21 protein-coding genes, 1 tRNA gene and 1 pseudogene are annotated in these 23,873 nt (G+C 66.6%); 11 read left to right on the top strand and 12 right to left on the bottom strand.

All coding sequences use genetic code 11. The features are described 5' to 3' along the window. Window position 1: 1 nt before the first annotated feature. The 5 genes from ACWGRX_RS18155 to ACWGRX_RS18135 form a co-directional block, all read right to left on the bottom strand. Window positions 2-847 (bottom strand): ABC transporter permease, encoded by an 846-nt coding sequence (locus ACWGRX_RS18155; RefSeq protein ID WP_291633136.1) that lies wholly within the window; start codon window positions 845-847, stop codon window positions 2-4. After that, window positions 831-1,790 (bottom strand): ABC transporter permease, encoded by a 960-nt coding sequence (locus ACWGRX_RS18150; RefSeq protein ID WP_452118671.1) that lies wholly within the window; start codon window positions 1,788-1,790, stop codon window positions 831-833. The genes ACWGRX_RS18155 and ACWGRX_RS18150 overlap by 17 nt, the downstream gene beginning before the upstream one ends. Continuing rightward, window positions 1,790-3,295 carry an ABC transporter substrate-binding protein gene (locus ACWGRX_RS18145; RefSeq protein WP_452118670.1) on the bottom strand — a complete coding sequence of 502 codons (1,506 nt, stop codon included), beginning with the start codon at window positions 3,293-3,295 and terminating at the stop codon, window positions 1,790-1,792. Before ACWGRX_RS18145 ends, ACWGRX_RS18150 begins: the two co-directional genes overlap by 1 nt. Window positions 3,296-3,333: 38 nt before the next feature. Continuing rightward, window positions 3,334-4,590: a M20/M25/M40 family metallo-hydrolase gene (locus tag ACWGRX_RS18140; RefSeq protein WP_452118669.1), complete on the bottom strand. Its 1,257-nt coding sequence runs from the start codon at window positions 4,588-4,590 to the stop codon at window positions 3,334-3,336. 280 nt (window positions 4,591-4,870) lie between these two features. Then, window positions 4,871-5,083, bottom strand: coding sequence for a hypothetical protein (locus ACWGRX_RS18135; RefSeq protein WP_452118668.1), 213 nt, complete (start codon window positions 5,081-5,083; stop codon window positions 4,871-4,873). A 234-nt stretch (window positions 5,084-5,317) separates the two neighbouring features. On the opposite strand from ACWGRX_RS18135, the gene ACWGRX_RS18130 reads away from it, so the two are divergent. The 3 genes from ACWGRX_RS18130 (at window position 5,318) to ACWGRX_RS18120 (ending at window position 10,662) form a co-directional block, all read left to right on the top strand. Next, a complete protein-coding gene (locus ACWGRX_RS18130; protein WP_452118667.1) occupies window positions 5,318-6,709 on the top strand; it encodes a sigma-54-dependent transcriptional regulator in 1,392 nt (463 codons plus the stop codon). Further along, window positions 6,702-8,723: a sensor histidine kinase gene (locus tag ACWGRX_RS18125; protein WP_452118666.1), complete on the top strand. Its 2,022-nt coding sequence runs from the start codon at window positions 6,702-6,704 to the stop codon at window positions 8,721-8,723. The genes ACWGRX_RS18130 and ACWGRX_RS18125 overlap by 8 nt, the downstream gene beginning before the upstream one ends. Window positions 8,724-9,000: 277 nt before the next feature. Continuing rightward, window positions 9,001-10,662 carry an OFA family MFS transporter gene (locus ACWGRX_RS18120; RefSeq protein WP_452118665.1) on the top strand — a complete coding sequence of 554 codons (1,662 nt, stop codon included), beginning with the start codon at window positions 9,001-9,003 and terminating at the stop codon, window positions 10,660-10,662. A 77-nt stretch (window positions 10,663-10,739) separates the two neighbouring features. Here ACWGRX_RS18120 and ACWGRX_RS18115 read toward each other — a convergent pair whose 3' ends face one another. The 6 genes and pseudogenes from ACWGRX_RS18115 to mnmA form a co-directional block, all read right to left on the bottom strand. Then, window positions 10,740-11,222, bottom strand: coding sequence for an HPP family protein (locus tag ACWGRX_RS18115; protein ID WP_452118664.1), 483 nt, complete (start codon window positions 11,220-11,222; stop codon window positions 10,740-10,742). Window positions 11,223-11,289: 67 nt separating this feature from the next. Continuing rightward, window positions 11,290-12,479: pseudogene (locus ACWGRX_RS18110) on the bottom strand (NAD-dependent formate dehydrogenase). Window positions 12,480-12,657: 178 nt separating this feature from the next. Next, on the bottom strand, window positions 12,658-12,921 hold the full coding sequence (locus ACWGRX_RS18105) for a hypothetical protein (protein ID WP_452118663.1): 264 nt from the start codon (window positions 12,919-12,921) through the stop codon (window positions 12,658-12,660). Window positions 12,922-13,051: 130 nt separating this feature from the next. After that, a tRNA-Met gene (locus tag ACWGRX_RS18100) sits at window positions 13,052-13,128 on the bottom strand. Window positions 13,129-13,220: 92 nt separating this feature from the next. Further along, window positions 13,221-13,850 (bottom strand): class I SAM-dependent methyltransferase, encoded by a 630-nt coding sequence (locus ACWGRX_RS18095; protein WP_452118662.1) that lies wholly within the window; start codon window positions 13,848-13,850, stop codon window positions 13,221-13,223. Beyond that, window positions 13,847-15,031, bottom strand: coding sequence for a tRNA 2-thiouridine(34) synthase MnmA (mnmA, locus tag ACWGRX_RS18090; RefSeq protein WP_291633184.1), 1,185 nt, complete (start codon window positions 15,029-15,031; stop codon window positions 13,847-13,849). Before mnmA ends, ACWGRX_RS18095 begins: the two co-directional genes overlap by 4 nt. A 253-nt stretch (window positions 15,032-15,284) precedes the next feature. On the opposite strand from mnmA, the gene ACWGRX_RS18085 reads away from it, so the two are divergent. The 8 genes from ACWGRX_RS18085 (at window position 15,285) to flbD (ending at window position 23,304) form a co-directional block, all read left to right on the top strand. Then, window positions 15,285-16,856 (top strand): flagellar hook-length control protein FliK, encoded by a 1,572-nt coding sequence (locus tag ACWGRX_RS18085; RefSeq protein ID WP_452118661.1) that lies wholly within the window; start codon window positions 15,285-15,287, stop codon window positions 16,854-16,856. Window positions 16,857-16,870: 14 nt separating this feature from the next. Further along, entirely contained in the window at window positions 16,871-17,551 is a 681-nt protein-coding gene (locus ACWGRX_RS18080) for a flagellar hook assembly protein FlgD (RefSeq protein WP_452118660.1), read from the top strand. Between the two features lie 121 nt (window positions 17,552-17,672). Beyond that, a complete protein-coding gene (gene sciP / locus ACWGRX_RS18075) occupies window positions 17,673-17,948 on the top strand; it encodes a CtrA inhibitor SciP (protein WP_038359348.1) in 276 nt (91 codons plus the stop codon). Between the two features lie 206 nt (window positions 17,949-18,154). Continuing rightward, window positions 18,155-19,840 (top strand): flagellar basal-body MS-ring/collar protein FliF, encoded by a 1,686-nt coding sequence (gene fliF, locus ACWGRX_RS18070; RefSeq protein ID WP_452118659.1) that lies wholly within the window; start codon window positions 18,155-18,157, stop codon window positions 19,838-19,840. An 11-nt stretch (window positions 19,841-19,851) separates the two neighbouring features. Then, complete coding sequence (gene fliG, locus ACWGRX_RS18065) at window positions 19,852-20,934, top strand: flagellar motor switch protein FliG (protein WP_452118658.1); 1,083 nt, start codon at window positions 19,852-19,854, stop codon at window positions 20,932-20,934. A 2-nt stretch (window positions 20,935-20,936) separates the two neighbouring features. Then, window positions 20,937-21,539: a FliH/SctL family protein gene (locus ACWGRX_RS18060; protein WP_452118686.1), complete on the top strand. Its 603-nt coding sequence runs from the start codon at window positions 20,937-20,939 to the stop codon at window positions 21,537-21,539. Between the two features lie 5 nt (window positions 21,540-21,544). Then, window positions 21,545-21,895, top strand: coding sequence for a flagellar motor switch protein FliN (gene fliN, locus ACWGRX_RS18055; protein ID WP_291633219.1), 351 nt, complete (start codon window positions 21,545-21,547; stop codon window positions 21,893-21,895). Between the two features lie 44 nt (window positions 21,896-21,939). Beyond that, on the top strand, window positions 21,940-23,304 hold the full coding sequence (gene flbD, locus ACWGRX_RS18050) for a sigma-54-dependent transcriptional regulator FlbD (RefSeq protein ID WP_452118657.1): 1,365 nt from the start codon (window positions 21,940-21,942) through the stop codon (window positions 23,302-23,304). A 54-nt stretch (window positions 23,305-23,358) separates the two neighbouring features. Here the strand turns inward: flbD and ACWGRX_RS18045 are convergent, their stop codons facing one another. After that, entirely contained in the window at window positions 23,359-23,688 is a 330-nt protein-coding gene (locus ACWGRX_RS18045) for a hypothetical protein (RefSeq protein WP_452118656.1), read from the bottom strand. Window positions 23,689-23,873: the final 185 nt, after the last annotated feature.

Raw genomic sequence — 23,873 nt, 5'->3', positions numbered from 1 at the left:
GTTACGCCCCCGGCTGGCTGCGGACGTCCAGGAACTGGCGCAGGCCTTCCCCGACGAGGTTGATCGAGATCACGGTCACGCAGAGCGCGACGCCAGGCGCCAATGCGATCCAGGGGGCCTGTTCGAGATAGGGGCGTGCTTCCGCGATCATCAGCCCCCAGTCGGAGGAAGGCGGCTGCGTGCCCAGGCCGAGGAAGCTGAACACCGCCCCCAGCAGGATCGCGAAGCTGATCCGCAGCGATGTCTCCACCACCAGCGGCGGCAGGGCATTCGGCAGGATCTCGCGGAACAGGATCCAGCCCAGCCCCTCGCCGCGGGTGCGCGCCGCCAGGATGAACTCCTCCTGGGCAAGGGACAGCGCGACGCTGCGTGAAAGCCGGATGAGGATCGGGATGTAGATGATCCCCACGGCGAGCGCGGCCTTCCAGACGCCCGGGCTGGTCGAAGCCAGGATCAGCAGCCCCAGCATGACCGGAGGTATCGAGACGAGGATGTCGACGGTGCGCATGATGGCATCGTCCAGGCGGCCCCGCATATAGCCTCCGAGCAGGCCCAGCGGCACCCCGATCGCGAAAGCGAACGCCGTCGCGGCGACACCGAGGCCGATCGAGGTCGAAGCGCCGTGCAAGGTCCTGCTGAGCACGTCGCGGCCGAATTCGTCGGTGCCGAGCAGATGGACTGCGTCGGGCGCCTTCATGCGCGCGGTCACATCCATCGCGTCGAAGTCGAAGGCCGTGATGAAAGGTGCTGCGAGGGACGCCATCAGGATCGCGAGCAGCAGGCTGCTGCCGATCACGAGTGGAAGGGGCAGCCGCGGCCGCGCGCGGAGTTCAGCGGACGCCAGCATGACCGGTCCTCAGACGTGGATCGAGAGCGAGATAGCAGAGGTCGGCGATCAGGTTCGCGAAGGCGTAGATCACGGTCACAGTGAGGACGCTCGCCTGCAGCACGGGCAGGTCCTTCTGTTCGACGGCCGTGATCATCAGCCGACCCAGGCCCGGATAGGAGAACACGGTCTCGACGACGACGATGCCGCCCATGAGGATGCCGAGATCGAGGGTCAGCACGGTGACCGTCGGGATCAGGGCGTTGCGCAGGGCGTGGCGCGTGATGACCTTGCGCTCGCTCAGACCCTTTGCTCTGGCAGCCCTGACATAGGAGGCGCCCAGGGTCTCGATCATGCTCGCGCGCTGGAGGCTCGCGACATGTGCGAACAGGCCGACGACCAGCGTCGCGACCGGCAGGATCAGGTGGGAGAGCCAGTTCAGCACGCCCCCGCTGATCGGCGTGTAGCCGGTCGCCGGGAGCCAGCCGAGATGCCCGGAGAACAGCAGCACGAGGACGATCGCGATGAAGAACTGCGGCATGGCCACCGACAGCCAGGTCACGACGAGCGCGACGCGATCGAACCAGCCGCCGGCCCTTACGCCGGACACCACGCCCACGATCACGCCGATCATCGCGACCAGCAGGAAGGAGACGCCGGCCAGTTGAGCCGACCGGCCCAGGGCCTCGGCGACGAGCGGGCCGACGGGCCGGCTCATCACCATGGAGGTCCCCAGATCGCCTTGCAGCGCCGCGCCGGCCCAGCGGAGGAATTGCTGCCACATCGGGTCGTTCAGGCCGAGCCTGGTCTCGATGGCCGCGATCTGATCGGGCGTGGCGAACTGCCCGGCGATGACATAGGCGACGTTGCCGGGCAGGACCTGCGTGATCCCGAAGATGACGACCGACATGGCCAGGATCGTGAAGACGATCTGGCCGAGCCGGCGGGTGAGGTATCCTGCCATCACGGTGCCTTGACGTTCTCGACATCAGCGAGGTCGAGCCACAGGAAGGGGTTCGTCCGATAGTTCTTGACCGAGGTCCGGTAGGCGGTGGCGACATTCGAGACGTAGGCGATGATGCCGGGAACCTCGTCGACCATGATCTGCTGATACTGCCGGTAGAGATCGCGCTGCTTGTCCACGGCCGGCGTGCGACGCGCCTCGTCCAGGACCGCGTCCATGCGCGGGCTGCTGTAGCGCCACATCCGGCCGTTCCAGGCGCCCTTGCTGTGGAACCAGGGATACACCGCGGCATCGATGACGGTTCTCGCGAAGAAGCCGTCGACATACATCGGGGCGATGCCTGCGATCTCGGTGCTGTACCGGTTGTAGGGCACCCGCTGGACGGCAACCTGAATGCCGATCTGCCGCAGAAGCTGCTGGGCCACCACGCCCAGGCGCTCGCGAGCCGGGCGGCCGACGGGGACGGTGATGTCCAGCTTGAAGCCGTTAGGGTGCCCGGCTTCGGCCATCAGGCGCTTGGCTTCGGCTATGTTGGGTTGGAAGCCGATCGCCTTGTTGAAGGCCGGGTCGGTCGGCGCGATCGGGGAATGGGTCGGCTCGCCCTGGCCGTCGAGCGCGAACTGCACGAGCGCGCGCTTGTCGAGCGTCAGATAGACGGCTCTGCGTACGCGGACGTCGCTGAAGGGCGGCTTGGTGTTGTTCAGGACGAAACCGTCCCAGGTGCCGCTCGGCCTGGCATCGACCGCGACGTCGGGATTGCGCTTGAGATCGGGAATCGTCTCCAGCGGCGCGTTCCAGATCATGTCGATGTCACCGGCCCGCAAGGCGGCGACGCGTGAGGCCGCTTCCGGGATGATGCGCAGCACGACCTTGTCGAGCTTGATCCTGTCGGCGCCGTAATAGTCGGGGTTGCGCTCCAGCTCGACGGAATCGCCGGGCGTGTATTTGACGAAGCGGAACGGACCGGTGCCGCTCGGGTTGGTCTTGATGCTGTCGGCGCGGTCGGATGCGAGGATGCGCATATGGCGGCCGGTCAGCAGTTCCGGAAAGCTCGCATAGGGCACGCTGAGCTTGAAGCGAACCGTCATGTCGTCGACCGCCTCGACGCTTTCGACAAGGCCGAGATCGGACCTCGCGCCAGAGCCGGTCCCCGGCTCCAGGATGCGGCGGAAGGTGAAGACGACGTCTTCGGACGTCAGGGGCTTGCCATGCTGGAAACGCACGCCGGGACGCAGCTTGAAATCCCAGGACTTCAGGTCCGCGGAGGCCTGCGAGCTGACGGCAAGGTCCGGATAGACCTTGCCGTCAGCGTCCGTCCCCATCAGCGCGCTGAAGACCAGGCCGCTATAGACATATTCCTCCCCGAAGGCCGCGGTGGCGGGATCGAGGGTGTTGAGGTTGGTGCTCAATGCGACCTTCAGATCGGCCGCCGCCGCGGAGCCGATCAGGCCTCCGAGCGCGGCGACGATGAGACAGGCACGCGAGACGGTGAAGAAGCCGGGCATCTATGTTTCCCCCAATGTTTTCGATTTTGATGTGAACTTCAGCCTTCGCCGCCGAGAAAGTCCCAGGCGGCGAGGGTGTGTGTCTTGACGACTGCGAGGAACTCGGAGACCGGCACGCTCTCATTGGTCATCGCCATACGGCCCGGCGCCGGGCCGTAGACATAGGCGGGCACGTTGCGGTAGCGCCAGAACTTGCAGTCGGTCGCGCCGAGCGAAGGCACAGCGACCGGCCTGATCCCCGTGACGGTTTCGGCGTTTCTGGCAAGCAGGCCGACCATGCGGTGATCGTGGGCGCAATAGGCGGCCGGATTGCTGGCGGCTTCCTGCACCGACATCTCGGTCTGGGGAAAGTCCTCGAGAATCCCGGCAATGACCGCCAGGACCTGCTCGGCCTTCAGGCCCATGGGCAGCCGGATATCCGCCTCGACGCGGCAGTGGTCAGGGATCATGTTGACCTTGAGGCCGGCCTGTACCACGCCGATGTTCAGTGTCGTCCGGGTCGCGACGTCCGCGGCGCCGGGCCCCATCGCGGCATCCATGGCGTCGCGCACGTCGGCTTTCGCCATGTGGGCCGCCAGATCCGGCGGCAGATCCGGTGTCATCGTCTCAACGATTGCGAGGCGGGCGATCAGGGCTGCCGCGACGCGGCTCGCACTCTCGGTCCTGTGCACATAGGCGCCATGGGCGCCGGCCGTCCGCACGATGAAGGTGATCCGCAAGGTTCCCTTTTCCGCGAAACGGATCGCGTGGAGGCTGCCCGGCTCCGCGTTGATCATGCAGTCGCCCTGCCAGCGGGTATCGTTTTCCAGGAGCCAGCGGCTGCCGTATTTGCCGCCCGTTTCCTCATCCGACACGGCGGTCAGGCCGAGGCTTCCGCGCAGCTTTCTGCGATAGCGATGCAGGTAGCTGAAGGCGATGATGGAGGCGGCGGTCCCCGTCTTCATGTCCGTCGTGCCGCGGCCATGGATGTAGCCGTTCTCGAGATCGCCCGACCAGGGATCGCGGTCCCAGCCTGCACCGTCTCCGACAGGGAAGACGTCGAGATGGCCGTTCATCACGAGCCGCTCGCCGGTGCTGCCTCCGTCGAACTCGCTGACGACGTTCGGCATCGTCTCCTGGGGCGCGATGATCGCCGACCCGATGCCTCTTTGCTCCAGAAAGGCCGAAACGAGGCCCGCAGCTTCGCGGGTGTCGCCCGGCGGATTGGGCGAGGGAGCTCGGACGAGGCGGCGGAGAAAATCGACGAGCTGATCCTGGTCGCGGTCGATCGCGTCGAGAAGTTCTTTGTGAGACATGTCAAAACGCCATAGTAAAAGGTTTTACTAAAAAGGCTGGGATCGTGTCCGATGTCAATCGGCTCTGCGCGAGAAATTCGGATCGCAGGGGAACAGCGCGTCGGAACGACGCGTAGGGGGCTGGGGGAACTGCTTGCCGCGAAGGCGGAGAACCGCGCCGCGTATGGCTTATGCCGATGCGCCTGTTCGAGGAGATCGAGGCGAGGATGGGCCATGCCGGCGGTTGCGGCGCGGTCCGTCGTCCTGCCCGGCGCCGGCAGGGCGAGGATGCCGCTCGCGCTCAGTGATCGAAGCGATCCTTGACCGTCGGATAGGGCAGATATTCGGCCGGGCGGTCGCAGCAGCGCCAGCCGCACCCCAGCACAGGAACGATCCCACCGAGAATGCGCCGATCGTCGCCCCGCAGGGGGCTACCATGGCGCGGCAGCGGCGGCTCGCTCTTCTGCCGCCGCTCGTCATTCAACCAAGACAAGCGGCTCTTGGAACTCGTCACTCCCCTGAGTCGCTTGCGTCGCGATCCGTCCTTTGAGTTGAGAGCCAGTCCATGGGTCGCGAAGGTCGCTCGGAGCTGCGCGAAGGCACGTCAGTTCGCACGATCTGGACGTGTCTTCCCCAGGCTGAATGGGCAGCTGGTTGCATCGGCACGCATCCGGTTTGATGATCGCCGCTTCGGCCTGCTCCGGCGGTGCCGCAACGCAAGATAAAAACGGACTTCAGGTCAGGAAACGTGACGATCGACGTTGAGAGGGCGCCGGCTCCGGCCTTGCAGGATCCGGAATTCGGCCCATGGCTGGCGCAGGCCACGATTCTCGTCGTCGACGACGAGCCGGGGATGCGCAACTTCCTGCTGCGTATCCTCGGGCCGCGCTGCAAGCGCATCGAGGAGGCGGCCGATGTCGAGGAGGCCGCGCGCAAGCTCGATGCCCAGCATTTCGACGTCGTCATCCTCGACAACATCATGCCGCGCAAGAACGGCGTCGACTGGCTGGCCGAGCAGCGTGCCACCGGCTTCTTCTCCGATGTCATCCTGATCACCGCCTATGCCGATCTCGATACGGCGATCCAGGCGTTGCGGGCCGGCGTCGTCGATTTCGTCCTGAAGCCGTTTCGCTCGAACCAAATCCTCAACGCCGTCGCGCGCTGCCTCGACCGGGTCCGGCTCCAGCGCGAGAACATCGTGCTCAGGCACGAGCTGCGCTCAAGTTCCGATCATATCCTGCTGCGCGACAGGCTGATCGGAAATTCGGAGGTCATCGCGCGCGTCCGGGAGACGATCGCGCGCGTTGCGCCGCTGCCATCCTCGGTGCTGATCGCCGGCGAGTCCGGCACCGGAAAGGAGGTCGCGGCGCGCTCGCTGCACGCCTTGTCCGACCGCGCCGACAAGCCCTTCGTGCCGGTGAACTGTGCCGCGATCCCGGCCGACATGCTCGAGAGCGAGCTGTTCGGCCATCTGAAAGGCTCCTTCACCGGCGCCAACGCCTCGCGCGAAGGGCTTTTCCTGCATGCGCGCGGCGGCACGCTCTTCCTCGACGAGATCGGCGAAATGCCGGCTGCGACGCAGAGCAAGCTGCTGCGCGTGCTCGAAGACAGGCGTGTCCGGCCGCTCGGCTCCGAGCGCGAGGTGCCGATCGACCTGCGCTTCGTCTTCGCGACCAATGCCGACCTCGAAGCCGCTGTCAGGCGCGGGCGTTTCCGGGCGGACCTGTTCTACCGCATCAACGTGATGCAGCTTCAGCTCCCACCTCTGCGCGATCGTGGCGACGACGTGCAGGAGCTTGCGACGCTGTTCATGCGTAGGCTGTCCCAGCAGCTGGCGATGCCGCAGGTGCCGATCGAAGCCGGCATACGCGCCGCGCTGGCGCGCTATCGCTGGCCGGGCAATGTGCGCGAGCTGCGCAATCTGATCGAGCGCACATTGATCCTCGGGAGGTTCCCCGAGGATTTCGGCGACCGCTTGGCGCCGCAATCCGGCGCCGCAGACGAAAGCCTGGAAGAGATCGAGCGCCGGCACATCCTGGCCATGCTGCAGGAGACGGCAGGCGACCGCAATGAAGCGGCGCGACGGCTCGGCGTTTCGCGCAAGACCATCGACAGGAAGTGCGCGGCCTGGAATGTCTGACGCCACGGTCCAGGCGCCGGCGCGGCGCGGGCGCTCGGTCCGCTACAGATTGCTGGCGATCGCGCTGCTGCCGTTCCTGGTCGTGGTTCCGCTGCTGCTGGCGCTGGTCATCGGCCGCCTCAACACCAAATTCGACGCGCTGCTGATCACCAAGGTCAATGGCGATCTCACCATCGCGCATCAGTATTTCGCCCGCATCCTCGACAATACCAGCGACCATATCCGCGCGCTCGGCGACTCCGCAGCGTTCCGGATCATTGCCGACGCGGATAGCGGGCCGAAGTTGGCCGACTGGCTGGAGGCGAGCCGCAAGGAACTCGGCCTCGACTTCCTGAACCTCCTCGAAGGCGATGGCAGGCTGCTCGCCACGGCGCCGCAGACGGGCGAAACCCGTACCCGCAGGGATTGGCCGGTGATCGTTTCAGCTATGGCTGGGACGCCGTCGACGGCCGTCGACATCTTCAGCGCGGAAGAGCTGGCCGCGATCTCGCCGGCGATGGCGGAGCGTGCCAAGGTCGAGCTGGTTCCCACCGAGAATGCTGCGCCGACCGACAGGGCGGCGGAGACGCGCGGCATGGTCGTGCACTCTGCCAGCCCGGTTCAGCTCGCCGATGGGCGCAGGGCCGTGCTGGTCGGCGGTCTCCTGCTCAACCAGAATCTCGTCTTCATCGATACGATCAACGATCTGGTCTATCGCCAGGCCAGCTTGCCGGAGGGCAGCCAGGGCACGGCGACGCTCTTCCTCGACGATGTCCGCATCAGCACCAATGTCCGCCTGTTCGAAGGGCGGCGGGCGCTGGGAACGCGCGTCTCGGCGGCCGTGCGCCAGGCCGTTCTCGGCGAGGGCCGGACCTGGCTCGACTCCGCCTTCGTCGTCAACGACTGGTACATTTCGGCCTATGAGCCGATCAGCGACAGCCATGGCAAGCGCGTCGGCATGCTCTATGTCGGCTTTCTCGAGACGCCGTTCCGCCACGAGAAGCTGATCACGCTGGCGACGATCATCGGCGCCTTTCTGCTCGTCACGGCGCTCGGCGTGCCGATCTTCCTGCGCTGGGCGCGGGCGATCTTCAAGCCGCTCGAGCAGATGACCGACACGATCTCGAAGGTCGAGGGCGGCGATCTCGACGCCCGTACCAGCCTGCCCGCCGCGCGCGACGAAATCGGTCGCGTCGCGACGCATCTCGACGAGTTGCTCGACCGTCTGCAGGCGCGCGACCGGCAATTGCGCAGCTGGAACGAGGAGCTGAACAAGCGCGTCGCCGAGCGGACGCGCGAGCTGGAAGCCGCCAACAAGGAGCTGGAGCTCACCACCAAGCAGCTCGTCATGTCGGAAAAGCTCGCCGCGATCGGCGAGATCACCGCCGGCGTCGCCCATGAGATCAATAATCCGGTGGCGGTGATCCAGGGCAATCTCGACGTGGTCCGTCAGGTGCTCGGCAACCAGGTCCAGCTCGCCAGCACCGAGTTCCGCCTGATCGACGAGCAGATCCGCCGCATCGAGGATATCGTCACCCGGCTGCTGCAATTCGCCCGGCCGGAGGAATTCGCCGGCTATGTCGAGCGCCATGCGCCGCGCGACGTGATCGAGCATTGCCTGCCGCTGGTGCAGCATCTGCTCAACCGGGCCGGGATCGACATCGTCGAGGATCATCGCGCCACGGGCCTCGTCCTGATGAACCGTACCGAGCTCCTGCAGGTGCTGGTCAACCTCATCGTCAACGCGATCCATGCGATGCCGTCCGGCGGCACTGTGACACTCCGCGACTTCGACGAAGAACGGCAGGGCACGCCGGGCATCGTGATCGAGATCGCCGATACCGGCACCGGCATGGATGCCGAGACGCTGGCGCGCATCTTCGATCCGTTCTTCACCACCAAGAGCCGGGAAGGCACGGGGCTCGGCCTCTCGATCAGCCAGAAGCTGATCCTGCGCCAGGGCGGGGCGATCAGCGCCGAAAGCGAGCAGGGCAGCGGTACGCGTTTCCTGATCTGGCTGCCGCAGGCTCTTTAGCCCGAACATTTTGTCCGGCAGCTTGGACAATTTGTCCGAAGTTCGCCTGCTTTAGAATTCTAACTGTTTGAAAATATTCGGTTCCCGCTCTCGGCATGAGCTTTGCGCTGTGATCGACAAGATCGATCAGGCGATAGGGGGGACCGCACGGGCGTTTCGCCGAGACGGCCATCGGGCCGGCGATGACAAGGCCGGCGCCTGAGCGCGACGGCCAATCAAAGCAACCATAACCAGAAACTGAGGGACCGCCGGTATCGGCGGCGAGGAGGAACGATTCATGTCCACTGCGACAGGAACCTTTGACGAGGGCCGCGCGGGCGCCGGGATTCTCGATCGCGAGCGCACCATCGCGAAAGCAGGCTTCAACCGCTGGCTGGTGCCGCCGGCTGCGCTCTGCATCCATTTGTGTATCGGCATGGCCTATGGCTTCAGCGTGTTCTGGCTGCCGTTGAGCCAGGCTATCGGCGTCAGCAAGCCTGTCGCCTGCGGGGCCGATGTCGGCCTGATCGGCTCGTTGTTCACCACGAGCTGCGACTGGAAGATCGCGGATCTCGGCTGGATCTATACGCTGTTCTTCGTGCTGCTCGGCTCCTCCGCCGCGATCTGGGGCGGCTGGCTCGAGCGGGTCGGCCCGCGCCGGGCTGCCTTCGTCTCGATGATGTGCTGGTGCGGCGGCCTGCTGATCTCGGCCTTCGGCATCTACACCCACCAGCTCTGGCTGATGTGGCTCGGCTCCGGCGTCATCGGTGGCATCGGCCTCGGCCTCGGCTACATCTCGCCGGTCTCGACCCTGGTGAAGTGGTTCCCGGACCGGCGCGGCATGGCGACCGGCATGGCGATCATGGGCTTCGGTGGCGGTGCGATGATCGGCTCGCCGCTCGCCGACATGCTGATGAACTATTTCAGGACACCGGAATCGGTCGGCGTCTGGCAGACCTTCGTGGTGATGGCGGGGATCTATTTCGTCTTCATGATGGCGGGCACCTTCGGCTACCGCATACCGCCGGCCAACTGGCGCCCCGACGGCTGGACCCCGCCGACGACGCAGAATGCGATGATCACCTCCGGCCACGTCCATCTCAAGGATGCGCACAAGACCCCGCAGTTCTGGCTGATCTGGTCGGTGCTCTGCCTCAACGTCTCGGCCGGCATCGGTGTGCTCGGCATGGCCTCACCGATGCTGCAGGAGATCTTCGCGGGGGCGTTGATCGGCAGGCCGGAGATCGGCTTCGCTGCGCTCGACGCCCAGCAGAAGGTGCAGGTCGCCACCATCGCGGCGGCCTTCGTCGGCCTGCTCTCGCTTTTCAACATCGGCGGCCGCTTCTTCTGGGCCTCGCTGTCGGACAAGCTCGGCCGCAAGCTGACCTACGCCACCTTCTTCGTCCTCGGCATCGCGCTCTACGCCCTGTCGCCCTGGGCGGCCCATGCCGGGTCGCTGGCGCTGTTCGTCGCCTTCTTCTGCGTCATCCTGTCGATGTATGGCGGCGGCTTCGCCACCGTGCCGGCCTATCTCGCGGACATGTTCGGCACGCAGTTCGTCGGCGCCATCCATGGCCGGCTGCTGACCGCCTGGTCGACGGCCGGCATCGTCGGCCCGGTGGTGGTGAACTATATCCGCGAGGCGCAGATCGCCGCCGGCGTGCCACGCGCCCAGGTCTATGACCGGACGATGTACATCCTCGCCGGCTTCCTGGTGCTCGGCTTCATCTGCAACCTGCTCGTCCGCCCCGTCGCGACGCGCTGGTTCATGAAGGATGCCGAGGTCGCGGCGCTCCAGGCCAAGACCGCCAAGGCCGGTGCCACGGCGCAATACGGCTCCTTCGGCATCGGCAAGGGCGGTTTCGACACGACCGCCATGTTGGCCTGGGCCGTGGTCGGCATCCCGATCATCTGGGGTGTCTGGATCACCCTGTCGAAATCGCTCGCGCTGTTCCGCTGAGGCGAAATCGGCTTCGCACCGCGAAGCTCGAGCGTTGCATGCCTCCGGCGCGAGCCCGAGGCATGCCGAAGTCATTGCTATGTCGTTGGGTAAGCTTTGCCGGAGGCGATGCGGTGATAGGCGATGCCCGCGAGCACGATCGTCGACGCGCCGATGAGGACGGGCGTCGCCAGGAAACTCCAGGACGCGGAAGCCAGGAGCACGACGATGGGGTCTGCTCCGGCGGGCGGGTGCACGGTCCTCGTCAGGATCATTCCGGCAATGGCGAGGGCGCTCCCAGGGCAAAGCCCAGCGGTGTCGCGCCGAGCGACATCTGGACGAGGAGGCCGGGCCAGGGGGCCTTGCGGCAGGACGAAGACCAGCACGTAACTGGCGCCGAAAGGCGCGATCAGGAGCAGAACCTCGAGCCGGTCGTTCAGCCAGGACAGCAGAAAGATCGCGATGAAGCCGCCGCCACCGGCAATCAGGGCCTCGGCCAGGGTCTTCGGGGCGAGAGCGGCACGCAGGCGCCCGGCAGTGATAGCGAGCGCAGACGTGCCGGCATTCTCATGCGAGGACATCGCACGGTCTCCGTCATCGAGATGAGGAAAAGGCGCCGCCGCGGAGCAATGGCGCCTGGAGGACGTGTCAGGCGAGCTTTCTGTACTTCGTCGCCTCTTCGGAGCCGCCGGTGGCATTGCCCTTCGAATAGCAATGGGCGCCGGTTCCGGCGAGAGAGCCACCCTGGATGATCAGATACTCGTCACGGATCGGCCGCCCTTCGAAATAGCATTCGAGGATTTCGCGGACGCCCGCGGCATAGCGGGTTTGCGCCGAGAGCGAGGTGCCCGAGATATGCGGGGTCACGCCGTGATGCGGCATGGTCCTGCGGAGCCGGCTGCGGGAACCAGACGTCGCCGGCATAGCCCGCCGGCTGTCCGGATTCTAGCGTGCGGGCGATGGCGTCGCGGTCGCACAGCTTGCCGCGCGCAGTGTTGACGAGGTAGGCGCCGTGCTTGAACTGCTTGAGCGTCTTATCGTTGACCATGTGCTCCGTCTCCGGATAGAGCGGGCAATTGAGCGTGACGACGTCGCAGACCTTGTACAGTTCCTCGCGCGCGGCGTGCCAGGTCAGGCCGAGCTCCTTTTCGACCGCTTCCGGCAGCCGGTGGCGATCGGCGTAGTGCAGGTGCATGTCGAACGGCTTGAGGCGGCGCAGGACGGCCAGGCCGATGCGGCCGGCCGCGACGGTGCCGACATGCATGCCCTCGACGTCGTAGGAGCGGGAGACCCAGTCGGCGATGTCCAACCGCCCTTCACCACCCACTGATAGGAGGGGATTTAGTTGCGGACGAGGCCGAGGATCATCATCACCACATGCCCGGCGAGGCTGATCGAGTTGCAGTAGGTCACTTCGGCGACCGTCACGCCGCGGTCGATCGCAGCCTGCAGATCGACATGGTCCGAGCCGATGCCGGCGGTCAGGGCGAGCTTGAGATTCTTCGCCTTGGCGATCCGGTCCGCGGTGAGATAGGTCGGCGAGAAGGGCTGGGAAATCACGATCTCGGCGCCGGCGAGATGCTTCTCGAGTTCCGAATTCGGGCATCCTTCGAGGAGGTGACGATGAACTCGTGTCCCTGCGATTCCAGGTATTTTCGCAAGCCGAGCTCCCCCGAAACCGAGCCGAGCAGCGTGCCCGGCTTGAAGTCGATGGCCTTCGGGCTCGGCAGGGTCTGGACGCCGGGATCGCGCTCGATCTTCGGCAGATCGTCGCGTGCATAGGATTTCGGGTAACCGTCTACCGGGTTATCGTAAAGAACGCATACGACCTTGGCCATTTCTGTCTCCTGGAAAAAAGACAAGAGGAGTAGCTCGGCCATCACGGGATGGTCGTAAGCATACGACAAGAATCAAGCTCGTCGAATGACGACGTTTTTCTAGTTCTCGCTGTGCTCTGTCCTGGCGTTCCCCATTCGAGATCTGCCACGGGTCATTTTTATTGCTCCGCCTCGAACGTCATGAGACTTGCGTGGCAGTTCCCGGAAATCCAATGAAAATTTTGGAATGATCGATAGCTGCCGTCGATGACATCTGCCGGATGCCCTGGCGAAGCCTGGTCTCGAAGTCGACATCCTTCAGGCAGGCCAGCAATGCCTCGGCCATGGGCGAGGCGGGATCGCGCTGGGACAGGACGAGGCCGATCGACTGCTCCTGGCGGGGCTCGATCAGATCGACCGCGAAAAGATCGGGCGTCCCACCGAAGACGCAGAGAAGCGTCACGAAGTAGGAAGAGCTGACGGACCAACATTGTGGAGGGCCAGAATCACGGAAACGGCACACACCGCGCAGGTTTCGGCGATTGACCAGTTATAAATGCTTGAAATCGCTCGGGCTGGCTTCCGAGGAAAAATGGTAGCGGGAGAGGGACTTGAACCCCCGACACGCGGATTATGATTCCGCTGCTCTAACCAGCTGAGCTACCCCGCCCCGATGCGCCGCGTCTCGAAAGACGCTCAATCGCGACGGCGCGGATATAGGGTTTTGCGGGGGGGCGCGTCAAGCCTTCCCGGCGCAGGCTTTCACCGCAATTTTTTCAGGCGCACGACCTTGAAGTAGCCTTGGCCGACATGGACGGTCTCATAGCGGCCCGTCGCGGCGGCCCAGTCGGTCAAACGGCTGACCTTGAAATCGCTGCTCCAGCCGACAGCCTTGGCCAGCGGCGCGACCAGCGACCAGAGCGGTGCGGTAAGCCCGCCTTCGCCGACGAGGCGGCTGGAGATGACGATCTCGCCGCCCGGCCGTAGCACGCGGTCCATCTCGGCGAGCGCCTGCTCGGGATCCGGCACCAGCGTGATCACGAACTGCGCGGTGACCGCGTCGAAGGAGCGATCGGCGAAGCCGAGGCGGCAGGCGTCCATCACGAGCAGGCCGATGACGTGATCGAGCCCCTGGCTCTGAACCTTGGCATGGGCAACGCGCAGCATGTCGAGCGAGAGGTCGGCGCCGACGACCCGCCGGTCACGCTCGAAATAGGGCAGGGTCAGTCCCGTGCCGACGCCGATCTCGAGGATGTCGCGGCCGCAGGCGCAGGCTGCCGTCACCGCTTCGCGCTGGGCACGCGACAGCAGCCCCTGATAGATCCGGTCGTAGAATTTCGCCCAGACCGCATAGACGCGCTTCTGCGCGTCGAGACCCTTGCCAGCCGTCATGATGTCGCGAGCGAAAGTTCCGGAGTGTCGGGAAGCTGGCGAGCTTTCTCCGCCAGGATGACGCCGCCGCCGAGGACGCGCGCGCCTGCGCCGGCATGATCGTAGATCACGCAGGCCTGGCCGGGCGAGACGCCTTCCTCGCCCTGGGCGAGCAGGACATGCACCCCCTTGTCGTCGGCGTGGAGGCGCGCCTCGCGCGGCGCCCGGGTTGAGCGCACGCGCACCGCGACTTCGAGGCCTTCGGGCGGCAGCGCGGAAAGCGGCGTGTCGCCGATCCAGTTGAGATCGCGCAGATCGACGCGGCTGACGCTCAGCGCCTCGCGCGGGCCGACGATGACGCGGGCGTTCTGCGCGTCGAGCGCGACGACATAGAGCGGCTCGGCGGCGCTGAGGCCGAGGCCCTTGCGCTGGCCGACGGTGTAGCGCAGCACGCCTTCGTGCTGGCCGAGCACGCGCCCGTCGAGATGGACGATCTGGCCGGGGCGGGCGGCCCCGGGCTTGAGGCGCTCGATGACGTCGGCATAGCGGCCGTTCGGCACGAAGCAGATGTCCTGGCTGTCGGGCTTGTCGGCGATGGCGAGGCCGAATTCGGCGGCGAGCGCCCGGGTCTCGGCCTTTTCCATCTCACCGAGCGGGAAGCGCAGCAGGTCGAGCTGCTCCTGCGTGGTGGCGTAGAGGAAATAGCTCTGGTCGCGGTTCTCGTCGGCGGCGCGGAACAGGCCGCGATGGCCGTTGCCGAGATCGCGGCTGGCGACGTAGTGGCCGGTGGCGAGCGCATCCGCCCCGAGCTCGCGGGCGAGGCCGAGCAGGTCGCGGAACTTCACGGTGCGATTGCACTCGACGCAGGGGATCGGCGTCTCGCCGGCGAGATAGCTTTCGGCGAAGCGCTCGATCACGGCGTCGCGGAAGCGGCTTTCATAGTCGAGCACGTAATGGGGAATGCCGATCGCCTCGGCGACGCGGCGAGCGTCGTGAATGTCCTGGCCGGCGCAGCAGGCTCCGGCGCGGTGGACGGCGGCGCCATGATCATAGAGCTGGAGCGTGACCCCGACGACGTCATAGCCCTGGCGCTTCAGCAGCGCCGCCACCACCGAGGAATCGACGCCACCTGACATCGCGGCGACGACGCGCGTCGCCGCGGGCGGCTTGGCGATGTCGAGCGAGTTGAGCGGGACGGTCATGGCGATGTCTGGCGCAGGGTGAAGCGAGGGCGGGGTGCCCTCCTGGCGCGTTCTATACCGGCTTTGCCGGGTCTGGACCAGCATCGGCCCGGCAAATACTGCCGGGTGCCGGCGTACAGCCGGCGCTTCCTGCCGGTCCGGATGGCGTCTTTGTTTCGCAAGATATTGATTTCAAACAACTATCGCTCTGGCTCGGCTCTTGCTCGGGCGGGGGCGGTGCGTTTTCGCCATCCGCCCAGTTCCGGAGCATTCCATGTCCACCGCGTCGATCTCGCGTTCTCCGTTCGAGACTGCACCGCCCGTCCGCCGCGACCCGGGCAAGGCGCGCGCGACGAGCGAGGCCTTCACGCTGCCGCCCGTCGAAAAGCCGGTCGCGCAAGCCCCGGTGAGCCGCGCACGGCCCGACGAGACGCGCGCCGCCAATGAGACCGCGCCTCCGGCAGGCGAGCGCGCCGTCGGTGCGGAAAAGGCAGAGGCTGTCGCCCCGGCTGAAGGCGCGGCGAAGGCCGATGGCGAGGTCGTCGCGTTCTCCGGCGAACCGGTGTCCGGTGAGACGAAGGCCGAGACAGGCAAGCAGAGCGGTTCGGAGAATGCGACCGGCGAGAAGCCCGGGGCCGGCACGGAAACCAGCCCGGTTCTGCCGCAGCTGGCACCGGCCGTGGTCAAGAGCGACGAACAGAAGGCGCCCGATGCCGGGACCGCGGCGTCTACGGCGCCATCCACCGCCAACCCTACCCCTGTCAACGAGGAGAAGGCGCAGTCGGAAGGCGCCGAGCCGGCGACAGGGGCGAGCGCGACCGAGGCGCAGTTCCTGGCGCTGGCCGCGAATCCGGTCCAGCCCGGTGCCCAGCCCGTGACAACCGATGAGGCGCAGGCCAAGGCTGCGGCCGAGACGAGCCCGGCGCGCCAGAGCGGCGAGCAGGCGACAATGGCGATCCCCGGGCAGAACGCTCTGATCTCGCCAATCGCGCCGGAGCAGGCGGTCCAGAGCGATGGCGAGGCGAATGCCGCGGTCGAGACGGGCACGGCGCCGGCTGCAACCGGGCGCAAGACCGCCACCCCCGCCGCCATAATGCCGGCGGAGACGGCCAAAACAGATTCCGAGACCGGTGAAGCGAGCGAAGCCGGCCAGCCCAAGGCCGCGACGAGCGCCGGGGCCGAAACCAAGGCTGCCGAGCGGCCGGCGACAACGGGGCAGGCGCAGAGCGCAGCTGCAGCCGATGCCCAGGTCGAGGCGCCGCAACAGACTACGACGCCGGCCGTGCAGGCCGTTCCCGCATCCGGCCCCCAGGTGCCGGGGCGGCCGGAGCCGCAGGCCGAGATTCTCGAGACCGCTGCCCAGGCCAATGCCCGGACGCAGGCCGAGGCGAGCACGCGGGCACAGGTCGAGACTACGCGCCCGACCCCGCTGCATGTCGTGCCGGTCGAGATCGGCGCGCGGGCGCTCGCCGGCAGCAAGCGCTTCGACATCAGGCTCGATCCGGCCGAACTCGGTCGCGTCGATGTCCGTCTTGAAATCTCCGATGACGGCAGCGTCAGCGCCAAGCTGACGGTCGACCGGGTCGAGACGCTGCAATTGCTGCAGCGCGATGCGCGGACGCTGGAACGGGCTTTCGAGCAGGCGGGTCTGAAAGCCTCCGAGGGCGGGGTCGAGATGAGCCTGCGCGATTCTCCCGACCAGAGCTCGCGCCAGCACCGCCAGGACGAGGAAGGCGCACGCCTGCGTCGAAGCTGGGTCGAAACCGCCGAAGAGAGCGCGCTCGTCACCGAAACGGCGCCGCTGAGCCGGGCCGCAAGGCTCGGCGGCGTCGACCTCAGCATCTGAAGAAAGGCGACAAAGTGAGCGTCTCCAATACCAGCAAGTTGAGCAATGCGGCCGTCAACGCCGCGCAGAACAACACTAACGCCTCCGGCAACGGCACCTCGATCGCCAATAATTTCGACCAGTTCCTGACGCTGCTGACGACGCAGCTCCGGAACCAGAACCCGCTCGATCCGCTCGACACCAACCAGTTCACCCAGCAGCTGGTGCAGTTCGCCGGCGTCGAGCAGCAACTGAAGCAGAACGAGACGCTGACGGCGCTGCTCGGGGTCAGCAAGGCGACGACGGGGGCGAGCGCCATTGGTTTCGTCGGCCAGACGGTGACGGCGGACGGGGCGGCGACGCAGCTGAAGGAAGGCAAGGCCGAATGGAAGCTCAACGCTTCCAAGGGCGGTACTGCGACGATCACGATCAAGGATGCGAGCGGCAAGGTCGTGCAGACCGGAACGACGACGCTGACGGCCGGCGACCAGACCTATAGCTGGGACGGCAAGACGTCGACCGGAAGCACCGCTCCGGAGGGCGAATATACGATCACCGTCGACGCCAAGGACCTCGCCGGTACGGCGATCACGGTGAAGACCGAGATCAGCGGCGTCGTCGACGGCGTCGACTTCTCGACAGCGGTTCCGACCCTGCTGATCGGCGCGATCAAGGTGCCGCTCGATCGGGTCAAGTCGGTGAAGAGCGGCTCTTGACGTGTGGGCTCAGTCGTCGGCGCGGCATAGTGAAAGCCTGCACGGTTGCCTTAGGCAAAATTTAAGTCCGGGGGGGTACGGTCAGCGACAAGTAGGTCTTGTTGAGTTGTGTGAGAGTACCATGACCGAGCCGCTGCGACCGCGCGTGAAGTATGTCATCGGCCCCGATGGGAGCCCGTTGACCATCGCCGACCTGCCGCCAATGAACACCCGCCGCTGGGTTATCCGGCGCAAGGCCGAAGTTGTCGCCGCCGTGCGCGGCGGCCTGCTCAGCCTGGAGGAGGCCTGCCAGCGCTATACGCTGACGGTGGACGAGTTCCTGAGCTGGCAGATGTCGATCGACCAGCACGGGCTGGCCGGTCTGCGCACGACGCGGATCCAGCACTACCGCCAGTAGCCGCGCCCGTCATTCCAAGGTTTCCAGAAAGGCGCCGGTCCAGGCAGGACCGGCGCCTTTCCGCGTTCGCGCCGGGACGAAACCGGCGCCTTCCTGTCGAAAAATTAACCGTCGTTAACCCGGTGCTAACCATGCACCGGGAAAAACTTGCCTAGTGGATGATCCCGCGGCCGGTTCTGCGGGGCGAGGGCGACGGAAGGAACGGCGTGAACGGCTTGGTCGATCAGTTCCGGAGATTCGGTGCGGCGCGGCTGGCGGCGATGTTGGCGGTGACGCTGGCGCTGGTCGGCTTCTTCGCCTTCGTCATGCTGCGCATGTCGCAGCCGGCGATGGGGGTGCTCTTCGCCGACCTGTCGAGCCAGGATGTCAGCGCGATCCTGAAGGATCTCGACGCGCGCGGCGTCAAATACGAACTGCGCGGCGACGGACAGACCATTCTCGCGCCGCGCGCCGATGTGCCGCGCCTGCGCCTCGACCTAGCCGGCAAGGGCATCCCGTCCGGCGGCGGTGTCGGCTATGAGATCTTCGACAAGGGCGACGCCTTTTCCTCGACCAGCTTCGTCCAGAACATCAACCATCTGCGGGCGCTCGAGGGCGAGCTCTCGCGCACCATCCGCTCGATCAGCCGCGTCCAGGCGGCTCGCGTCCACCTCGTCATCCCCGAGCGCCGGCTGTTCGAGCGTGACCGGGAGCCGCCGCGCGCCTCGATCGCGCTCAAGCTCGCCGGCGATCTCGACGCCGCCCAGGTCCGGGCGGTGCGCCATCTCGTTGCCTCGGCGGTGGACGGGCTGAAGCCCGAGCGCGTCTCGATCGTCGACGAGCGCGGCCGACTGCTGGCGGACGGCGCCCAGGGTGAGCAGGGCCTGGCCGGCGTCGGCCTCGACGAGCGCCAGGGCGCGATCGAGCGGCGGATCAAGTCGCAGGTCGAGGATATCGTCGCCAGCATCGTCGGCCCCGGCCGGGCACGCGTCCAGGTCTCGGCCTCGCTCGACAGCAACCGCATCGAGAGCCGCTCCGAGACCTTCGACCCCGAGAGCAAGGTCATCCGCTCGAGCCAGAACCGCAACGAGACCTCGACCACCAACGAGGCGCGCGAGGGCGTCACCGTCGGCAACGAGCTGCCGGGTGCCCAGCAGCCGAACCAGGCCCAGCAGGGCGTGCAGAGGGACGCCACCAACAAGAACGAGGAGGTGGTCAACTACGAGATTTCGCGGACCACGCGCACCGAAGTGCTCGAGGGCGGGCGGGTGCGCAAGCTTTCGGTCGCGGTGCTGGTCGACGGCACCTATGCCCGTGGCCAGGGTGCCGAGGCGAGCTACCAGCCGCGCACGCAGGAGGAGTTGGAGCGGATCAGCCAGCTTGTGCGGACCGCGATCGGCTTCGACCGGCAGCGCGGCGACCAGGTCGAGGTCGTCAATCTGCGCTTCGCCGAAGGGCCGCAGGCGCAGGTCGATCTCGTCGAGCAGAGCCTGGTGCAGCAGCTTCTCTCTTTCTCGAAGGAGGACATGGTCCGTTTCGCCGAGATCGGCGTGATCTCGCTGCTGATCCTGATCGTGCTGATGGTGGTGGTGCGTCCGCTGCTCAAGCAGGTGCTGGCGCCCGAGCATGAGTTCCGCGCGATCCCGAGCTTCATGCGCAATGGCGTCATCGTCACCAGCGCGGCCCAGGGCACCGGCGATCCGGCAAGCCTGCCCGCCAATGGCGACTCCGAATCCGGAGAGTTCGGGGATGTGGATGTCGCCGCCCCCTCCGAGCGCATGCTCGCGATCGCGCAGGTGAAGGGCCAGCTGAAGGCGCAGTCCGTCGAGAAGATCGGTGCGATGGTTGCCAAGAACCCCGCCGACTCGGTCGCGGTGCTGCGTGGCTGGATCCACGAAAAAGCGCCGGCGTGAGGGGCTGAGCCATGGCCACACGCTCGATCGCCACGAGAAGCGCCGGAGAAAGCGACCTCGCCGCAAGCCTGGCCGAGCAGCTGCCGGCGGTTTCTGTGGAGGCGATGACCGGTCCGCAGCGCGCGGCCGTGATCCTACTGGTGCTCGGCGAGGAGCACGGCCGGGTGATCTGGCAGGAATTCGACGACGAGGAGATCCGGATCATCACCCGGGCGATGGCCGAGCTCGGCACGGTGGATTCGGACCAGGTCGAGCGGCTGATGCTGGATTTCGTTGGCAAGCTCTCCAGCGCAGGCGCCATCACCGGCTCTTTCGACCGGACGATCTCGCTGCTCGAGAAGATCCTGCCGACCGATCAGGTCGCCCTGATCATGGAGGAGATCCGGGGGCCGGCCGGCCGCAATATGTGGCAGAAGCTCGGCAATATCGACGCGGTCGTGCTCGCCAATTTCCTGAAGAACGAATATCCGCAGACCATCGCGGTGATCCTGTCGCGCATCCGTCCGGAACACTCCGCCAATGTGCTGCGCAATCTGCCGGGCGAGCTCTCGATCGAGGTCGTCAGCCGCATGCTGCGGATGGAATCGGTGCAGAAGGAAGCGCTCGACCATATCGAGAATACGCTGCGCACCGAATTCGTCTCGACCCTGACGCAGACGCGCCGGCGCGACCCGCACGAGATGATGGCGGAGATCTTCAACGGTTTCGACCGGCAGACCGAGACGCGTTTCCTGGCGGCGCTCGACGCCACCAATCAGGAATCGGCCGAGCGCATCCGGGCTCTGATGTTCACCTTCGAGGATCTCGCCAAGCTCGATTCCGCTGGGCTCCAGACGCTGATGCGCCAGGTCGACAAGGATACGCTGGCGCGCGCGCTCAAGGGCGCCGGCGAGGAGATGCGCAAATTCTTCCTCGGCGCGATGTCGCAGCGCGCGGCCAAGAACCTGCTCGACGACATGCAGGGGCTCGGCCCGCTCCGCCTGAAGGAAGTCGATGAAGCGCAGATGAAGATGGTGACGCTGACCAAGGATCTCTCCGAGAAGGGAGAGATCGTCATCGCCAAGGGCAATTCCGAAGACGAGCTGGTTTATTGACGATGGCCTCCGCCAAGAAATTCCTGTTCGACACCGACTTCCGCGGCAACAGCCGCAAGGCGGTCGACGAGGGGGCGCTCGATGCGGCCCGGGCCGAGGGCTTCCACAGCGGCCTCGACCAGGCGCGCCGCGAGGGCGACCACCAGACGGGGACGCTGCTGTCACAGTTGGTCCGCTCCTGCGAGCAGTTGCTGGCGCAGCAGGATGCGCGCCTCGCCGCGATCGAGGAACAGGCGGCGCATCTCGCCGTGGCCGTGGCGCGCGGCCTTGCTGGCGCAGCTCTGGCCGACAAGCCGCTGGTGCAGCTGCTGGCGGCCGTTCGTGAATGCCTTGGCCATGCAAGGCTGGCGCCGCATCTGGTGATCCATGTGCATGAGAGCCTGGTCGAAACCGTCGAGGCTAGGCTCGGCGGGCTGGCGCGCGAGACGGGTTTCGCCGGCCGGATCGTCGTGCTCGGCGAGCCGGATATCGCGCCGGGGGACGGGCGGATCGAATGGGCCGATGGCGGGCTCGCCATCGACCGCTCCCAGCAGGACGCCGCCATCGAGGCGGCGATCAGAAGCGTATTTGGCCCGGTGGCTTCGTCCGGCGGGACCGTGAGGTAAAAGACATGGCCGAGAACGACCTCAACCTGCCACCGCTGAACCCGGCCGATCTCTCCTTCGACCATAACAGCGACGGCTCCGTCGCCCGTTCCGGGCCGGTACCGGTCAAGACGGCGGAGGACCTGGAGCAGGTCTTCGACGTGCCGGTCACGGTCTCGGCCGTGCTCGGTTCCTCGCGCATCGCCGTCGGCGACCTCCTGCGGATCACGCCCGGCGCCGTGCTCGAGCTCGACCGGCGCGTCGGCGAGGCCATCGACATCTTCGTGAATGAGCGCCTGGTGGCGCGCGGCGAGGTGGTGGTGGTCGAGGAGCGGCTCGGCGTCACCATGACGGAAATCATCAAGGCCGACCGGTGACGAACCGGACGGCGCAAGCAGATCACGCAAGGAAGCTCTGACCCATGCGCCTCATCATCGTCGGCAGCCTCAAGGGCCAGCTCATCACCGCGGCGAAGATCGCCGTCTCGCAGGGCGCCGCGGTCACCCATGCCGAGAGCGCCGAGCAGGCGCTGGCCGTGCTGCGCGCCAAGGGCGGCGACCTCCTGATGGTCGATGTCGAGCAGCCGATCGCGAGATTGATCGCGGCGCTCGAGGTCGAGCGCATCCGTACCCCGTTGGTCGCCTGCGGCACCTCGACCGATGCGCGGGCCGCGGTCGCGGCGATCCAGGCGGGCGCGCGCGAATATGTGCCGCTGCCGCCGGATCCCGAGCTGATCGCGGCGGTGCTTGCCGCCGTCGCCTCCGACAAGGCGAGCCTGATCTGGCGCGACCCGGCGATGGAGCGCGTCGTCCAGCTCGCCAACCAGATCGCCCGCTCCGATGCGCCGGTGCTGGTCACCGGCGAGAGCGGCACCGGCAAGGAGATGATCGCCCAGCACCTGCACCGGCAGTCGCTGCGCAAGGACAGGCCCTTCGTCGCGGTGAACTGCGCGGCAATCCCCGACAACCTGCTCGAATCCGAATTGTTCGGCCATGAGAAGGGCGCCTTCACCGGAGCGATCGCCCGCCGCATCGGCAAGTTCGAGGAAGCCAATGGCGGCACGCTGCTGCTCGACGAGATTTCCGAGATGGATGTGCGCCTGCAGGCCAAGCTGCTGCGCGCGCTCCAGGAGCGGATGATCGACCGGGTCGGCGGCACGCAGCCGGTCAAGGTCGATCTGCGCATCATCGCGACCTCGAACCGCAATCTCGGCGACGCCGTGCGCGACGGCTCCTTTCGCGAGGACCTGTTCTACCGGCTCAACGTCGTGCATCTGCGCCTGCCGGCGCTGCGCGAACGTCCGGGCGACATCCTCGCCCTGGCCGATCACTTCGCCCGCAAATATGCCGAGCTGAACGGCCTGCCGCAGCGTCCGATCGCGGCCGAGGCGCGCAAGCTGCTGCTCGGCAATGGCTGGCGCGGCAATGTCCGCGAGCTCGAGAACACCGTCCACCGCGCCGTGCTGCTGGCGCAGGGCGTCGAAATCGGCGCCGATGCGATGCTGACCCCTGAGGGCGAGACGCTCGGCCCGGCTACGGGACGCGACGTGGCCTCGCGCGCCGCCCAGACGGCGGAAGCGGTGACGCGCGGTCTCGTCGGGCGCACCGTCGCCGATGTCGAGCGCGACCTGATCCTCGACACGCTCGACCATTGCCTCGGCAACCGTACCCATGCGGCCAAGATCCTCGGCATCTCGATCCGGACCCTGCGCAACAAGCTCGGCGAATATGTTTCCGCGGGCATTCCGGTGGCCGAGCCCGGGCAGGCGCGGACACAGTCGCTCTGAGGGCCTCCGAAATGAAGCGGGCCGGAGCGGAGGCTCCGGCCCGTGGAAGGCAGCTCAGTAGTAGTAGCGGCGGCGATAATAGGGCCGCGGGCGGTAATAGTAGCGCGGGCGATAATAGGGGCGCCGATAATAGCGCGGACGGTAGTACGGCCGCCGGTAGTAGCGCGGGCGGCGATAGTAATAGTACTGGCTGAAGTCGGCGTCGGCCTTGTCGAGCGCGGCGCTGGTCTCGGCATCGAGCGCCTCGCCGCCTTCGGCGACCTTGGGCTCGGGGGTCGGCGTCGGAACGGGCTTGGCCTGGGCCGCTTCGGCCGCGGCAATGCCGCCGACGCTGGCGGCGGCGAGACCGCCGAACAGCGCCATCACGAATGAACGTCTATCCATGCATTCCTCCATCAGGTTCGATCCGAGCGCCGCGTTCCCGCGAAGCTACTCTATTCCCCTGCTACCGACCCGTCACGTCCGCGACGCGCCGATGGGTGCGGGGGCTGACGGCGCGGGGGGCCGGCCGTTAGCGGTTTGGGGAGGTCTGAACCGGAATCGCCGCGCCTCGCCAGCATCGTGAATGA

This window comes from Allobosea sp. NPDC055594 (assembly GCF_053618995.1).
This window is presented reverse-complemented; position numbering and strand designations above follow the sequence as displayed.

Excerpts from the sequence above, each read along its gene's own strand:
- ACWGRX_RS18155 (WP_291633136.1), bottom strand. The coding sequence starts at position 847 with ATGCTGGCGTCCGCTGAACTCCGCGCGCGGCCGCGGCTGCCCCTTCCA.
- ACWGRX_RS18150 (WP_452118671.1), bottom strand. The coding sequence starts at position 1,790 with ATGGCAGGATACCTCACCCGCCGGCTCGGCCAGATCGTCTTCACGATC.
- ACWGRX_RS18145 (WP_452118670.1), bottom strand. The coding sequence starts at position 3,295 with ATGCCCGGCTTCTTCACCGTCTCGCGTGCCTGTCTCATCGTCGCCGCG.
- ACWGRX_RS18140 (WP_452118669.1), bottom strand. The coding sequence starts at position 4,590 with ATGTCTCACAAAGAACTTCTCGACGCGATCGACCGCGACCAGGATCAG.
- ACWGRX_RS18125 (WP_452118666.1), top strand. The coding sequence starts at position 6,702 with ATGTCTGACGCCACGGTCCAGGCGCCGGCGCGGCGCGGGCGCTCGGTC.
- ACWGRX_RS18120 (WP_452118665.1), top strand. The coding sequence starts at position 9,001 with ATGTCCACTGCGACAGGAACCTTTGACGAGGGCCGCGCGGGCGCCGGG.
- ACWGRX_RS18115 (WP_452118664.1), bottom strand. The coding sequence starts at position 11,222 with ATGTCCTCGCATGAGAATGCCGGCACGTCTGCGCTCGCTATCACTGCC.
- ACWGRX_RS18095 (WP_452118662.1), bottom strand. The coding sequence starts at position 13,850 with ATGACGGCTGGCAAGGGTCTCGACGCGCAGAAGCGCGTCTATGCGGTC.
- mnmA (WP_291633184.1), bottom strand. The coding sequence starts at position 15,031 with ATGACCGTCCCGCTCAACTCGCTCGACATCGCCAAGCCGCCCGCGGCG.
- ACWGRX_RS18085 (WP_452118661.1), top strand. The coding sequence starts at position 15,285 with ATGTCCACCGCGTCGATCTCGCGTTCTCCGTTCGAGACTGCACCGCCC.
- sciP (WP_038359348.1), top strand. The coding sequence starts at position 17,673 with ATGACCGAGCCGCTGCGACCGCGCGTGAAGTATGTCATCGGCCCCGAT.
- fliG (WP_452118658.1), top strand. The coding sequence starts at position 19,852 with ATGGCCACACGCTCGATCGCCACGAGAAGCGCCGGAGAAAGCGACCTC.
- ACWGRX_RS18060 (WP_452118686.1), top strand. The coding sequence starts at position 20,937 with ATGGCCTCCGCCAAGAAATTCCTGTTCGACACCGACTTCCGCGGCAAC.
- fliN (WP_291633219.1), top strand. The coding sequence starts at position 21,545 with ATGGCCGAGAACGACCTCAACCTGCCACCGCTGAACCCGGCCGATCTC.
- flbD (WP_452118657.1), top strand. The coding sequence starts at position 21,940 with ATGCGCCTCATCATCGTCGGCAGCCTCAAGGGCCAGCTCATCACCGCG.
- ACWGRX_RS18045 (WP_452118656.1), bottom strand. The coding sequence starts at position 23,688 with ATGGATAGACGTTCATTCGTGATGGCGCTGTTCGGCGGTCTCGCCGCC.